Source organism: Microbacterium sp. NPDC089188 (assembly GCF_040685155.1).
Lineage (GTDB): Bacteria > Actinomycetota > Actinomycetes > Actinomycetales > Microbacteriaceae > Microbacterium > Microbacterium galbum.
This window is the reverse complement of the sequence record NZ_JBFBHH010000001.1, coordinates 36,359-49,362: the sequence shown is the minus strand read 5'-3', so window position 1 is coordinate 49,362 and position 13,004 is coordinate 36,359. Positions and strand designations below refer to the sequence as shown.

Annotated in this window: 11 protein-coding genes; 10 read left to right on the top strand and 1 reads right to left on the bottom strand. The window is 72.3% G+C overall.

Going from position 1 to position 13,004, the window contains the following annotated elements; genetic code table 11:
• From AB0N80_RS00195 to AB0N80_RS00155, 9 genes are all read left to right on the top strand, one after another.
• Positions 1–1,044: an ABC transporter permease gene (locus AB0N80_RS00195; RefSeq protein WP_315994530.1), complete on the top strand. Its 1,044-nt coding sequence runs from the start codon at positions 1–3 to the stop codon at positions 1,042–1,044.
• A 3-nt stretch (positions 1,045–1,047) separates the two neighbouring features.
• A complete protein-coding gene (locus AB0N80_RS00190) occupies positions 1,048–2,817 on the top strand; it encodes a dipeptide/oligopeptide/nickel ABC transporter permease/ATP-binding protein (protein WP_363576833.1) in 1,770 nt (589 codons plus the stop codon).
• Positions 2,814–3,584: an ABC transporter ATP-binding protein gene (locus AB0N80_RS00185; protein ID WP_315994532.1), complete on the top strand. Its 771-nt coding sequence runs from the start codon at positions 2,814–2,816 to the stop codon at positions 3,582–3,584. The genes AB0N80_RS00190 and AB0N80_RS00185 overlap by 4 nt, the downstream gene beginning before the upstream one ends.
• Entirely contained in the window at positions 3,581–4,768 is a 1,188-nt protein-coding gene (locus tag AB0N80_RS00180; protein WP_363576831.1) for a M20 family metallopeptidase, read from the top strand. The genes AB0N80_RS00185 and AB0N80_RS00180 overlap by 4 nt, the downstream gene beginning before the upstream one ends.
• A gap of 7 nt (positions 4,769–4,775) precedes the next feature.
• Entirely contained in the window at positions 4,776–6,578 is a 1,803-nt protein-coding gene (locus AB0N80_RS00175; RefSeq protein WP_363576829.1) for a GAF domain-containing protein, read from the top strand.
• Positions 6,579–6,699: 121 nt separating this feature from the next.
• Positions 6,700–7,974: a hydroxymethylglutaryl-CoA reductase, degradative gene (locus AB0N80_RS00170; RefSeq protein WP_363576826.1), complete on the top strand. Its 1,275-nt coding sequence runs from the start codon at positions 6,700–6,702 to the stop codon at positions 7,972–7,974.
• Positions 7,971–8,939, top strand: coding sequence for a hydroxymethylglutaryl-CoA lyase (locus AB0N80_RS00165; RefSeq protein WP_363576824.1), 969 nt, complete (start codon positions 7,971–7,973; stop codon positions 8,937–8,939). Before AB0N80_RS00170 ends, AB0N80_RS00165 begins: the two co-directional genes overlap by 4 nt.
• Positions 8,936–10,165 (top strand): CoA transferase, encoded by a 1,230-nt coding sequence (locus tag AB0N80_RS00160; RefSeq protein ID WP_363576822.1) that lies wholly within the window; start codon positions 8,936–8,938, stop codon positions 10,163–10,165. The genes AB0N80_RS00165 and AB0N80_RS00160 overlap by 4 nt, the downstream gene beginning before the upstream one ends.
• Positions 10,162–10,968, top strand: coding sequence for a MaoC family dehydratase N-terminal domain-containing protein (locus AB0N80_RS00155; RefSeq protein WP_363576820.1), 807 nt, complete (start codon positions 10,162–10,164; stop codon positions 10,966–10,968). Before AB0N80_RS00160 ends, AB0N80_RS00155 begins: the two co-directional genes overlap by 4 nt.
• Positions 10,969–11,113: 145 nt before the next feature.
• On the opposite strand, the gene AB0N80_RS00150 is transcribed toward AB0N80_RS00155, so the two are convergent.
• Positions 11,114–11,674 carry a flavin reductase family protein gene (locus AB0N80_RS00150; protein ID WP_315994539.1) on the bottom strand — a complete coding sequence of 187 codons (561 nt, stop codon included), beginning with the start codon at positions 11,672–11,674 and terminating at the stop codon, positions 11,114–11,116.
• Between the two features lie 248 nt (positions 11,675–11,922).
• On the opposite strand from AB0N80_RS00150, the gene AB0N80_RS00145 reads away from it, so the two are divergent.
• Entirely contained in the window at positions 11,923–12,900 is a 978-nt protein-coding gene (locus AB0N80_RS00145) for an ABC transporter substrate-binding protein (RefSeq protein ID WP_363576818.1), read from the top strand.
• The last annotated feature ends 104 nt before the right edge of the window (positions 12,901–13,004 follow it).

The window sequence follows — 13,004 nt, the reverse complement described above, 5'->3', positions numbered from 1 at the left end:
ATGACCGCGACCCCTCCGCCCGCCGTCGCCGACCTGGCCGGCGCCCCCACCGCGGCCCTCGCGGTGCGGGCGGAGGGGCGCGCGCCCGCCCCGCGGCTGTCGCCCCGGGTGACCTTTCTCCTGCGCCGTCTCGGCCGCCTCCTCGTCTCGCTCGTCGTGGTGGTCGTCGCCTCGTTCTTCCTCGTGCATCTCGTGCCGGGCGACCCCGTGCGGGCGGCCCTCGGCATCCAAGCCTCGCCCGAGCTCGTCGCCGCGACCCGCGCCGAGCTCGGTCTCGACAAGCCGATCCCGGTGCAGTTCCTCGACTACGTGGCGAACCTCCTGCGCGGCGACTTCGGCGAGTCGATCCGCACCGGTCGCTCGGTCGCCGAGACGATCGGGCAGCGTTTCCCGGCGACCGTCACCCTCGGCGTGCTGAGCTTCCTCGTCGCCCTGTTCGCCGCGGTGCCGCTCGGCATCGGCGCGGCCGTCGCTCTCCAGCGTCCCGGCCGGAAGGTGGCCGACGCCGCGGTCTCGGGAGTCCTCGGCATGCTCATCGCGGTCCCCGGCTTCCTGCTGGCCGTCGGGCTGATCGCCCTCTTCGCGGTGCAGCTGAGATGGCTGCCCGCGGCCGGGTGGGGTACGCCCCAGGATGCCGTTCTCCCCGTGCTGGCGCTCGCTCTCGGCCCCATGGCGTACCTGGCCCGCATCGTGCAGGTGGAGATGTCGGGCGTGCTCGGTGCCACATACATGACCACCGCCCGTGCGAAGCGCCTGCCCGGCCACCTCGTTTACCTGCGTCACGCGCTGCCGAACATCATCACCGCCTCGCTCACTGTGAGCGGTCTGCTGCTGAGCGGGATGATCGCCGGCACGGTCCTCATCGAGACCGTCTTCGCGATCCCCGGCATGGGCGGGGTCATGGTGCCCGCGGTCGGGGCCAAGGACTACCCGATCGTGCAGGGGCTCGTCATCGTGTACGCCCTCATCATCCTCGGCGTGAACCTTCTCGTCGATCTCATCCTCGTGACCGTCGACCCGCGGTCCTCGATCACGGAGGGCTGAGCCGTGACCTGGCGCTCCCGTCTTCTGTCCCCCTCGGGCATCGCCGCCGTCATCGGCGTGCTGCTCTTCCTCTTCCTCACGATCGCGGGGCCGGTGCTCTTCCTCGCCGCGGCCGAGACCTCGAACGTGCCCGATCGCCTGCTCGCGCCCAGCCTCGCGCACCCGTTCGGCACCGACGACCTGGGCCGAGACATCTTCTCGCGGGTGCTCGTCGCCGCCCGCGTGTCGATCCTGCTCACCCTCGGGGCGACCGTGGTGTCGACCATCGGCGGCATCGCCTACGGGCTCATCGCCGTCATCCTGCCCCGCCACGTGCGACGCCTGGCGACGGGACTGCTCGACATCCTGCTGGCGTTCCCGTGGTTGCTCATGGTGCTCTTCTTCACCGTGATCTGGGGCGCGAGCGCGATGAGCGCGATGTTCGCGATCGGCATCTCCGGCATCCCCTTCATGGCCCGTCTGGTCTACAACCTCGCCTCCTCGGTGTCGGGCCGCGACTACGTGCGCGCGGCGCGGGTCGTGGGCGTCGGCCCGATCGGCATCCTGGCCCGGCACATCCTGCCCAACATCGCCAACCCGCTCTTCGTGAACGCCGCGGCCACCGCGAGCGTCACCCTGCTGTCGTTCGCGGGTCTGTCGTTCCTCGGGCTCGGTGTGCAGGCCCCCGAGTACGACTGGGGGCGTCTGCTGCAGGACGGCATCACGCGCATCTACGTCAACCCGCTCGCCGCCGTCGGCCCGGGCATCGCTGTCGTCCTCGCGGGCCTGGTCTTCACCTTCGTGAGCGAGGCGCTGTCGGACACCCGCGGAGGCGGCCGGGGTGCCGTGGCCCGGCGGGCGCTGGGAGCGGTCGCTCCCACCCGCCGCGCGGGAATGGCCGCGACACCGCGTCAGCCTCTCGCGGTCGGCGAACCGGTCGCCGAGATCGCCGACCTCCGCGTGGCCTTCGCCACGGCCGACGGGGGCGAGGTGGAACGCGTGAAGGGCGTGAGCCTGCGGATCCTCCCCGGCGAGGTCGTCGGCATCGTCGGCGAGTCGGGATCGGGCAAATCGCTCACGGCGATGGCGCTTGCGGGGCTGCTCGGCCCGGACGCACGTATCGCCACGACCGCGCACACCTTCGACGGCATCGACATGACCCGGCCGCTGAGCCCGGTGGATCGTTCGACGCTGGGCGTGGAGCTGGGGATGGTGTTCCAAGACCCGCTGACCTCGCTCAACCCGGCGCTGACCATCGGCCGGCAGCTCACCGAGGTCCCCGAGGTGCACCTGAAGATGTCGCGAACCGATGCGCGCGCGCATGCCGCCGCCGCCCTCGAGGCGGTCGGCATCGCGGATGCCCCGCGGCGACTGTCGCAGTACCCGCACCAGTTCAGCGGCGGCATGCGCCAGCGCGCCATGATCGGGCAGGCCCTGACCGGCCGACCGAAGCTCATCATCGCCGACGAGCCGACGACGGCGCTCGACGTCACGGTGCAGCGCCAGGTGATGGGCGTGCTCCGGCGCGCGCAGACCGACACGGGAGCGGCGATCGTGTTCATCTCGCACGACATCGCGCTGGTCTCGGCCTTCTGCGACCGGGTGCTCGTCATGAAGGACGGTGTCGTCGTGGAGGAGCTCGACGCACAACGCATCCGCGAGGACGCGACCCACCCCTACTCCCGCGCGCTCATCGCGTGCCTGCCCGACATGACGTCCGACCGCACCCGCCCGCTTCCGGTGATCCCGCCGAATGTCGCGGCATCCGCCCTCGCCGAGGAGGTGGGGGTGTGAACGCCCTCGAGATCGATCACCTGTCCGTGCGGTACGGCCGCGTCACCGTCGTCGACGACGTATCCCTGGTCGTCCCCGCCGGTCGGACGCTCGGGCTCGTCGGGGAATCCGGGTCGGGCAAGAGCACGATCGCGGCCGCCGCGGTGGGCCTCGTGCCGCCCGCGACGGGCGAAGTGCGCGCCGACGGGGTCGTGGCATCCGGTCGAGGAGCGGCGGCGCGCGCCGCGCGCCGGCGTCTCCAACTCGTCTTCCAGGACCCGTTCTCCGCCCTCGACCCCCGCATGAGCATCGGCGACTCCATCGCCGAGGCCCTCCGGGCGAGCGGTCGGACCTTCTCGCGCGACGCCCGCGTGGAGCGCGTGCGGGAGCTGCTGACGCTCGTGCACCTCGACCCCGACCGCGCCGGTGACACACCGGCCGCGTTCTCGGGCGGCCAGCGCCAGCGGGTGACGATCGCCCGGGCGCTCGCCGGTGAGCCCCGCGTACTCATCGCGGACGAGGTCACGAGCGCTCTCGACGTGTCCGTGCAGGGCGCGATACTCAACCTCCTGAGGGAACTCCAGGAGAATCTCGGGCTCTCGATGCTCTTCATCTCCCACAACCTCGCCGTCGTCCGCTACATCAGCGACGAGATCGCCGTCATGCGTCACGGCCGTATCGTCGAGTCGGGACCCACCGAGCAGCTGCTGGCCGCGCCCACCGAGCGGTACACGCTCGATCTGCTCGACGCCGTGCCCGTGCTCGGGGTGCGGATGGCGGCCGGATGAACGGCTTCGCCGACTCGGCGTCGGCGCTCGTCTCCGAGCTGGTCGCCGTCCGGCGCGAGCTCCACGCCGTCGCCGAGATCGGCCTGCACCTGCCCGAGACGCAGGCGTTGCTGCTCCGCGAGCTCGACGGCCTCGGGCTCGAGGTCTCCGTCGGCGCGGGGCTGTCGTCGGTCACCGCGGTGCTCCGCGGGGCGCGACCCGGGCCCGTGGTGCTGTTGCGAGCCGACATGGACGCCCTTCCCGTGGCAGAGGCGACGGGACTGCCGTTCGCGTCACCGTACGCGACGATGCACGCGTGCGGCCACGACCTGCACATGGCGGGGCTGCTCGGTGCGGCCCGCCTTCTCGCCGCCCGCCGCGGGGAGCTCCCGGGTGCGGTGGTCTTCATGTTCCAGCCGGGCGAGGAGGGGTACGGCGGCGCGCGCCTGATGATCGAGGAGGGCGTGCTGGATGCCGCGGGCGACACGCCCGTAGCCGCCTACGCACTGCACGTCGACACGATGACCGACGCGGGGACGTTCGTCACCCGCCCCGGCCCGATGATGGCGAGCGTGAGCGCGGCGACCCTCACCCTCCGCGGCACGGGCGGGCATGCGGCGATGCCGCACCAGGGAGTCGACCCGGTGCCCGTCGCCGCGGAACTGGTGCTCGCTGTGCAGACGTTCGGTGCCCGTCGTCTCCCCGCGACAGACCCCGCGGTGCTGTCGGTGACCGGCATCCGCAGCGACTCGGCGGCCGGGAACGTGCTCAGTGAGACGGTGACGCTGGTGCTGAACGTGCGGACGTTTTCGGACGGCACCCGCGCCCGCGTGCGCGACGACCTGCCGGCGCTCCTCACGGGGATCGCGAACGCGTACGGGTGCAGCCTCGAGATCGATTGGGTCGATTCGTACCCCGTGACGGTGAACGACCCCGATGAGACCGCCGTCGTGCTCGATGCGCTGCGTTCCGCGCACGGTCCGGAGCGGGTGCGGGTGCTCGAGGCCCCGTCGCCGGCATCCGAGGATTTCGCGTACGTGCTCGAACGTGTACCGGGCGTGCTCGTCTTCCTCGGCGTCGCGCCGGCCGCCGGGCGCGCGCCTCTGCACTCCGATCGCGCGGTTTTCGACGACGGGCAGCTCGGCCTGCACGCGGCGACGCTCGCCGGCCTGGCGTGGGACCGGGTGCACCGGCGCGGGCGCTGAGGTCGACATGCTCCACTCCGCCGCAGAGTCCGGCCCCGAGACCCCGCTGCCGGACCCTGCCGCGCCCGCCTCGGCCGCCGCATCGGACCCGCCACCGCCCACCGCCGCCGACGTCGCGGCGCTGCGCCGTCGCACCGGTGAGCTGGCGGCGCTCTACGCCAGTGCGCGGGAGCTCGCGGCGATGCGTGACGCGGACGCGGTGCTCGAACGCCTCGTCGACCGGGCGCACGAGCTGCTCGCAGCCGACGTCGCGTATCTCTCGGAGTTCGATGAGACCGACGCGACCTTGCGGGTCCGTGCCACGCGCGGAACGGTGACCTCTGCGTTGCGCGGCCTCGTCGTTCCGCCCGGTCGCGGGCTCGTCGGCGCCATCGCCGAGTCGCGGATGCCGCACGCGGTGCGCCGCTACGACGCGGTGGATCATGACCGGCACACGGCGGGCATCGACGCGGCGGTCGCGGGGGAGGGGATCGTCTCGATGCTCGGGGTGCCGCTGCTCTCCGAGGATCGCGTGCTCGGCGTGCTCTTCGTCGCCGAACGCCGCGAGCGCGCATTCGGACCCGACGATACTGCTCTGCTAGCCGCCTTGGCCGACCACGCCTCGGTCGTCCTGCAGACCGCCGCCGCCCTCGCCGACGCCCACCGGCAGGCCGAGCGTGCCCGCGCGGCGGCCGCCGAACTCACGGCGCACGTCGCCGCGCGCGACCGCGCGAACCGGGTGCATCGCGAGCTCGTGGATGCGGTGCTGGCCGGGGGTGGGCTCGCGCCGGTGGCGACCGCGCTCTCGGTCGCGCTGCAGGCACCGGTGGCGATCGTGGACGCCCCCGGCAGGGTGCGCGCGATGCATGGCGACGCCTCCGACGCGCTCATCGACGCGGCCCGCAGCGGTGACGACACGGATGCCGGTGTCTCGGTGATCAGCCCGATCGCCGCCGGCGGACGCGGCCTCGGGGCGATCGTCGTGGGTCCGTCCGCGCGAGCGCTCGACGACGTCGATCGACGCACCATCGAGCGGGCCGGTCAGGTCGCCGCCCTCCTCGCCCTCTCCGAGGAGGCGGTCGCGGAGACCGATCACCGCCAGCGTTCCGACCTGCTTGTCGACCTCGTCACCGCTTCCGCACAGCGCCGCGCCGACGTCGTCACCGCGCTGCGCCGTTCGGGCATCGATGAACAGCTGCTCGGCGCCGTGACGGCGCTGGCCGTGACCGGGGAGCGCCGCGGCGCGGCCGCTCGCGCCCTCGCGCACCACCTCGGACAGACGGCGCTGGTCGGCGAGCTCGACGGACTCGTGGTCGCGGCGCACGCCGCACCCATCGACGCGAAGTCGTTCCGGCAGCTGCGTGACGCGATGGGTCTCGACGTGCTCGCCGTGACGACCGTCGCCGCACCCGACGGCATCGCCGCCGCCGCCCGCGACGTGCGCTCGGCGGTCGCCCTGGCGCGAGCCCTCGGACTGCGCGACGCGCTCGTGGGTGCCGACGAGCTCCTGCCGTATGCCGCTGCGATCGGCGCTGACCGGCGCGCCCTCGACGCGTTCCTCGACTCCGCCCTGGGGGCCGTGCGGCGCCACGACGCCGCGCGGGGCAGCGACCTCCTCGCGACCCTGCGAGCGTTCATCCATCACGGCGCGAGCCCCACCCGCACGGCCCGGGCCTTGACGTTCCACACCAACACGATCCTGCAGCGACTAGAGAAGCTCGACGCTCTGCTCGGTAAGGGCTGGCGCGACGACGAACGCTTCTTCCGCCTGTCGATCGCGGTGCGCCTCGACGACCTGCGCGAGCGTCTGGAGCGCGATGGCGATGGGTGAGACACCCACTCCCGCGGTCGACCGATGTGTCGGGGGCACGTACCCCGCGGGTCGACGCCGACCTAGCGTCGAGGGGACGCCGCCGTCGACGCGGCACCCTCCCGCCCGCGAAGGAGCCCGCGTGACCCCCTCCAGCCGACTTCCCGGTCTGCGCGACCACACCCCGCTCGAGCGACGCCGCCTCGTCGCAGAGGCCGCGGGCCTCGACCCCGCGCACCTGGTCGCGCTCGACCCCGCCGAGGGGCTGTCGCTCTCGCACGCGGATCACCTGGTGGAGAACGTCATCGGTCTCCTCGGCATCCCCGTCGGCATCGCCACGAACTTCCGCATCGACGGGGTCGACCGACTCGTTCCGATGGCGACCGAGGAGCCTTCGGTCGTGGCCGCGGCGTCGAACGCCGCGCGCATGGCCCGGGCGACCGGGGGTTTTTCCACCTCGTCGACGGGCGACGTGATGATCGCCCAGGTTCAGCTGCTCGACGCGGTCGACCCCGAGGGCACGCGCCTGCGTCTCCTTGAGGCGCGCGACGAGCTGCTCGCCCTCGCCGATGCGCAGGACCCGATGCTGGTGTCCCTCGGCGGCGGCGCGATCGACATCTCGGTACGCACCCTCGCCACGCGCACGGGCACGCAGGTGATCCTGCACCTGCATGTCGACGTGCGGGATGCCATGGGCGCGAACGCCGTGAACACGATGGCCGAGGCGCTGGCACCGCGCATCGCCGAGATCGCGGGTGCCCGCACCCTCCTGCGTATCCTGACGAACAAAGCCGATCGGCGCCTCACCCGCGCCCGCGCCGTGTTCCCCGCCGACCTGCTCGGCGGTGCGCAGGTCGTCGCCGACATCGAGGCGGCGAGCGCGTTCGCCGAGGCCGACGCGTACCGCGCAGCCACCCACAACAAGGGCATCATGAACGGCATCACCGCCGTCGTCCTGGCCACCGGCAACGACACCCGGGCCGTGGAGGCCGGATGCCATTCGCACGCCGCGCGGGAGGGGGCCTATCGCGCGCTCTCGCGATTCGAGCGCAACGCCGACGGCGATCTCGTCGGCACGCTCGAGGTGCCGCTCGCGGTGGGACTGGTCGGCGGGGCCACCCGCGCCCACCCCACGGCACGTGCCGCGGTGCAGCTGCTGGGGATCACGACGGCGCGCGAGCTCGCCGCGACGATCGCCGCGGTGGGCCTCGCGCAGAACCTCGCGGCGTGCCGGGCGCTGGCCGCGGAGGGGATCCAGCGCGGGCACATGACCCTGCACGCTCGGACGATCGCGGCGAGCGCGGGCGCGGAGGTGGGCGAGATCGCCGAGGTCGCCGCCCGGATCGTCGCCGATGGCCGCATCCGGGTCGAGTACGCCGCCGAGGTGCTCGCCGAGCTGCGCGGGCGGTCCTCGTGAGCGCCCCCGCCCCGCGGCGGCGCCCGCGGCAGGAGGCGGCGGAAGGGCTGCCCGCCGAGGTCACCGTCTATGAGGTGGGTCCCCGCGACGGGCTCCAGGCCGAGACCGACGTCATCCCCACCGCGGTGAAGTCCGAGCTGTGCTCGCGCCTGTACGCCGCAGGGTCGCGCGCGCTCGAGGTCACCAGCTTCGTGCCGCGGACGTGGATCCCCCAGCTCGCCGACGCGCGCGACGTCGCGGCGTCCGTCCATCCGCCTGAAGGTGCCCGCGCGGTAGCCCTCGTGCCCAACCGTCGGGGTCTCGACGACGCTCGCGCCGCGGGGGTGCGCGAGGTGGCGGTCGTGGTGAGCGCGACCGAGTCCTTCGCCCGCGCGAACCTGAACACCGACCGCGCGGGGACTGTCGCCCGGGCGGTCGCCGTCGTCGACGACGCGCGCTCGGCGGGTATTCCCGTGCGAGGGTACGTCTCGATGGCGTTCGGCGACCCATGGGAGGGTGACGTCGACACGGCCGCCGTCGTCGACGCCGCGCTGGCGCTGCACTCCGCCGGATGCCGCACGATCGCGCTCGGCGACACCATCGGCGTGGCCACGGCGGGGCACATCGAGCGGGTCGTCGAAGCGGTGGCGGATGCCAGGATCCCCCGCCCCGCCCTCGCCCTGCACCTGCACGACACATACGGTCAGGCGCTCGCTAATGTGCTCGCGGGCCTCCGGGCCGGGGTGACCGAGTTCGACGCGTCCGTGGGCGGGCTGGGCCGATGCCCGTACGCCCCCGGAGCAACGGGCAACCTCGCGACCGAGGAGCTCGTCTGGATGCTGGAGGGCCTCGGCATCCGCACCGGTCTCGACATCGTCGCACTTGCCCGGATCAGCGCCTGGCTGGCCGGTGTGCGCGGCCGACCGCACGCGTCACGCGTCGCCGCTGCTCTGACGACGCCCACTCTTCCGGAGGACCCCGCATGATCGACTCCCTCGTCCCCGGCCCCGGCGCGCTCGGCGGTGTCGTCGTGCTCGATCTGTCCCGCGTGCTCGCAGGCCCCTATGCGGCGCAGATGCTCGCTGACCTCGGCGCGACGGTCGTCAAGATCGAGAACCCGCGTGACCCCGACGTCTCGCGCGGCTTCCCCCCGTACCTCACCGACGGCGACGAGGAGTTCAGCGGATATTACGCCCAGTACAACCGCGGCAAGCTCGGCGTGGGGCTCGACCTCGCCGCCCCCGGCGGCGTCGAGACACTCATCGACCTCGTCCGGCGGGCCGACATCCTCGTCGAGAACTTCCGCCCCGGCACGATGGACAAGCTCGGCGTCGGCTACGACGTGCTGCGCGAGGCGAACCCCCGGCTTGTGTACGTCGCGGTGTCGGGGTACGGGCAGACGGGGTCGCGTAGCCGTCGGCCTGCGTTCGACAACACCGCGCAGGCGGCGGGCGGTCTGTGGTCGATGAACGGGTACCCCGACCAGCCGCCGGTGCGTGTGGGAGTCACGATCGGCGACTTGTCGGCGACGCTGTTCGCCGTCGTGGGGGCGCTCGCGGCCCTTCGGCACGCGGAGCGAACGGGGGAGGGGCAGCTCGTCGATGTCGCGCAGGTCGACAGCGTTCTCGCGCTCACCGAGACCGCGGTCGTCGACTACACGGTGCGCGGCGTCGAGGCTGCCCCCGCGGGCAACGAGCACGCCTGGGTGCGCCCGTACGAGCTGTTCGACTGCGCCGACGGCCAGGTGTTCTTCGGCGCGTACACCGACAAGCTGTGGCGCGCGAGCTGCGTGCTGTTTGGCTCGCCCGAGGTCGCCGACGACCCCGAGATCGACACGATGCGCAAGAGGTTCGACCCCGAGGTCTACGCGCGGCGCGTCAAACCGCTCGTCTCGGCGTGGCTGGCCCCGTATACCAAGGCGGAGCTCGAGGAGATGGCGGGCGACGTCATCCCGCTCACCGCCGTCAAGACGATCGGCGAGGTGGTCGATGATGCTGGAACCGCCGAGCGCGACATGATCGTCGAGGCCGACTACGGCTCGCTGGGAACCCTGCGCATGTTCGGTCAGCCCATCAAGCTCAGCGCGACGCCGGCGACGCCGGGACGGGTCGCCAACCGCTTCGCGGAGCACTCCGACGTCGTCCTCACCGCGCTCGCCGGTTACGACGCCGAGCGCCTCGGCGCCCTGCGGGCATCGGGTGCTCTGTCGTGAGCGTCGTCCGCACGGGGATCCTGGATGCCGCTCCCGCCGAGGCCTATCGCGGGACCTTCGCCGCGGCCGATCCGGCGCGTTCCCCCGGCGACGAACTCCCGCCGGGGTGGGAGGGCGTGTACTTCCCGTTCGCGGTGTCGTTCGACGACCTGCGCGCCGACGGCACGCCCGCTCGCGACGGCATCCTGCCCGAGATCGACCTGCCGCGTCGGATGTACGCGGGCGAAGACACGGTGTTCGAGGGGGAGCTTCGTCTCGGCGACGAGGTGACGCAGACGGCGACCGCGGGGTCCGTCATTCAGAAGACCGGCGCGAGCGGGCGCCTCGTCTTCGCCGACATCGAGCGCACCTACGCCGTCGACGGCGCGGTCGTGGTGCGCAGCACGTGGCATGACGTGTTCCTCGGCGCGCCCTCGACCCCCGCTCGCGCTCCGCGCACAGACCCCGCCGCCGCCGCGGAGGCCGCCTGGATCGAGACGGCGACCCTCGACGCGCGCCGCCTGTTCCGCTTCTCGGCCCTGACCTTCAACACGCACCTCGTGCACTATGACCGCCGGTGGGCGCACGAGATCGAGGGGCTGCCCGACCTGCTGGTGCACGGGCCGTTGCTGCGCATCTTGCTCGTGGATGCCGCCCGTCGGCACGCCCCCGGTCGGCGTATCGCCGCCCTACGGGTGCGCGTGACCTCGCCGGCGTTCGTCGATCAGCCGATCCGCCTGTGCGGCACAGCCGACGCCGCACGCGTCGTGGCCGTGGGGCAGGGTGACGTCATCCTGGCGACGGCCGAGATCACCTTCGCCTGAGGTCCGTCGCGGCCGCGCCCGCCGGATCCGCTGATCCGCGCGAGTGCCCGGAGTCTCGTCGGTCGCGCCGCGGTCGTCCCAACCTCGATCTCGGCGGGATACCGCGGTCGAGCTGCGGCAGGCCGGAACCGCGACGGCGTACCGCTCAGTCCAACCGCGAGTGCTCGCCCAGGCGGTGCCACGTGCGGTTGTGGTAGACCAGCGCGGCTCCCGGCTCGCCCGGCTCGAGGTCGCGCTCCACGTCGACCTGCAGGGCCTGGGCGGCGATCACGGTGGAGCCCCCGGCATCCATGCGGCTGACGATCTTGCAGCGCAGCCACGCACGCACGCCGTGGTACACCGGCTCGCCCGTCGCGAGGCGCGACCAGGTCGACGTGTCGGCGAAACGGTCGAGCCCGCTGGTGGCGGCGGTGCGGGCGAGGCCGATGTCCTCCGCGTCGAGCAGGTGCACCACGATCGTGTCGGCGGCGATGATGGTCGGCGTCGCCGACGACAGGGCCGAGACCGAGAAGATGAGCAGCGGCGGGTCGGCACTGACCGACGACACGCTCGAAGCGGTGAGGGCGACCGGGCCGTTCTCGCCGTAGGCGGTGATGACCGCGATGCCGCCCGGGTGGCCGCGGAACGCGCGCTTGAAGTCGTCCGCCGAGACCGACGTGCCGATGGCGGGCGTGCTCTCCGGGGTGCTGTGCGGAAGCGAAGTCATACCTACGACGGTAGGCGCTCGCGCGGGGACCGGCGCCATCGCGCGCAACACGGGGAAACGCGTCCGGCGGCGTCGAACGGGTCGATGACGCCTTTGTGAGGCTTCACATTTACCGATCCGTGACCTGTCCGCGCCCCGCATCGCTTGACAGGGGCCGTTGTGTGAGCGCTAACATTCCCTCACGGCTCACCCGAGGGGCTGCATCACATGAACCGGCATCGGAGCCGGCGAAACGAGGAGGTTTCATCATGAAGGCGAAGAAGATCATCACGGGTATCGCGCTGGTCGGGGCGATCGCATTCACGGCGACCGGTTGCGCCGGCGGCGGCGGGGCGGGCGGCGGCGGTGGGGACGGCGTCATCACGGTCGGTTTCGCGCAGACCGGCTCCGAGAGCGGCTGGCGCAGCGCCAACACCGAGTCGATGAAGGAGGCGTTCAGCGAGGCCAACGGCTTCAACCTCATCTTCAACGCCGCCGACAACAAGCCCGAGGCGCAGATCGCCGCGGTCCGCAGCTTCATCAACCAGGGCGTCGACGCCATCGTGCTCGCCCCCATCGTCACCGACGGCTGGGACGACGTGCTGAAGGAGGCGAAGGATGCCAACATCCCCGTCATCCTCGAAGACCGTACGGTCTCGGCATCCGAAGATCTCTACGCGAGCTGGATCGGCCTCGACTTCAAGAAGGAGGGCGAGACCGCCGGCAAGTGGGTCGCCGACAACTTCGGCTCGACGCCCACCAACATGGTCGTGCTCGAGGGGACGACCGGTTCGTCGGCGGCCACCGACCGCGCCGCCGGGTTCGACGCGGCCATCGAGGGGACCGACATCAAGGTCCTCGACTCGCAGACCGGCAACTTCACGCGCGCCGACGGCAAGACCGTCATGGAGGGCTTCCTGCAGAAGTACGGCTCCCAGATCAACCTGCTGTTCGCGCACAACGACGACATGGGTCTGGGTGCGCTCGAGGCCATCAAGGCCGCGGGCATGACCCCCGGCACCGACATCAAGATCGTCACGATCGACGCGGTGAAAGACGGGATGACCGCCCTCTCCAACGGGGAGTTCAACTACATCGTCGAGTGCAACCCGCTCCTGGGCGAGAAGACCGCCGAGGTCGTCAAGAAGGTCGTCGCGGGCGAGTCCGTCGACAAGAGCTACATCGTCGAGGACCAGGCCTTCGACCAGGAGCAGGCCAAGAAGGTGCTCGACAGCCGTCCCTACTGATCGCGGCTCCGGGTCGTCGACTCCCCTCGGCGGCCCGGGTCCTCCGTCGCAGTCCCCTCCCCGCGTGCGGGGCCGGCAACCGGCCTCGCACGCCCCACGGCTCT

Coding starts and splice junctions, on each gene's coding strand:
- AB0N80_RS00160 (WP_363576822.1), top strand. CDS start 8,936: ATGATCGACTCCCTCGTCCCCGGCCCCGGCGCGCTCGGCGGTGTCGTC.
- AB0N80_RS00180 (WP_363576831.1), top strand. CDS start 3,581: ATGAACGGCTTCGCCGACTCGGCGTCGGCGCTCGTCTCCGAGCTGGTC.
- AB0N80_RS00145 (WP_363576818.1), top strand. CDS start 11,923: ATGAAGGCGAAGAAGATCATCACGGGTATCGCGCTGGTCGGGGCGATC.
- AB0N80_RS00195 (WP_315994530.1), top strand. CDS start 1: ATGACCGCGACCCCTCCGCCCGCCGTCGCCGACCTGGCCGGCGCCCCC.
- AB0N80_RS00175 (WP_363576829.1), top strand. CDS start 4,776: ATGCTCCACTCCGCCGCAGAGTCCGGCCCCGAGACCCCGCTGCCGGAC.
- AB0N80_RS00150 (WP_315994539.1), bottom strand. CDS start 11,674: ATGACTTCGCTTCCGCACAGCACCCCGGAGAGCACGCCCGCCATCGGC.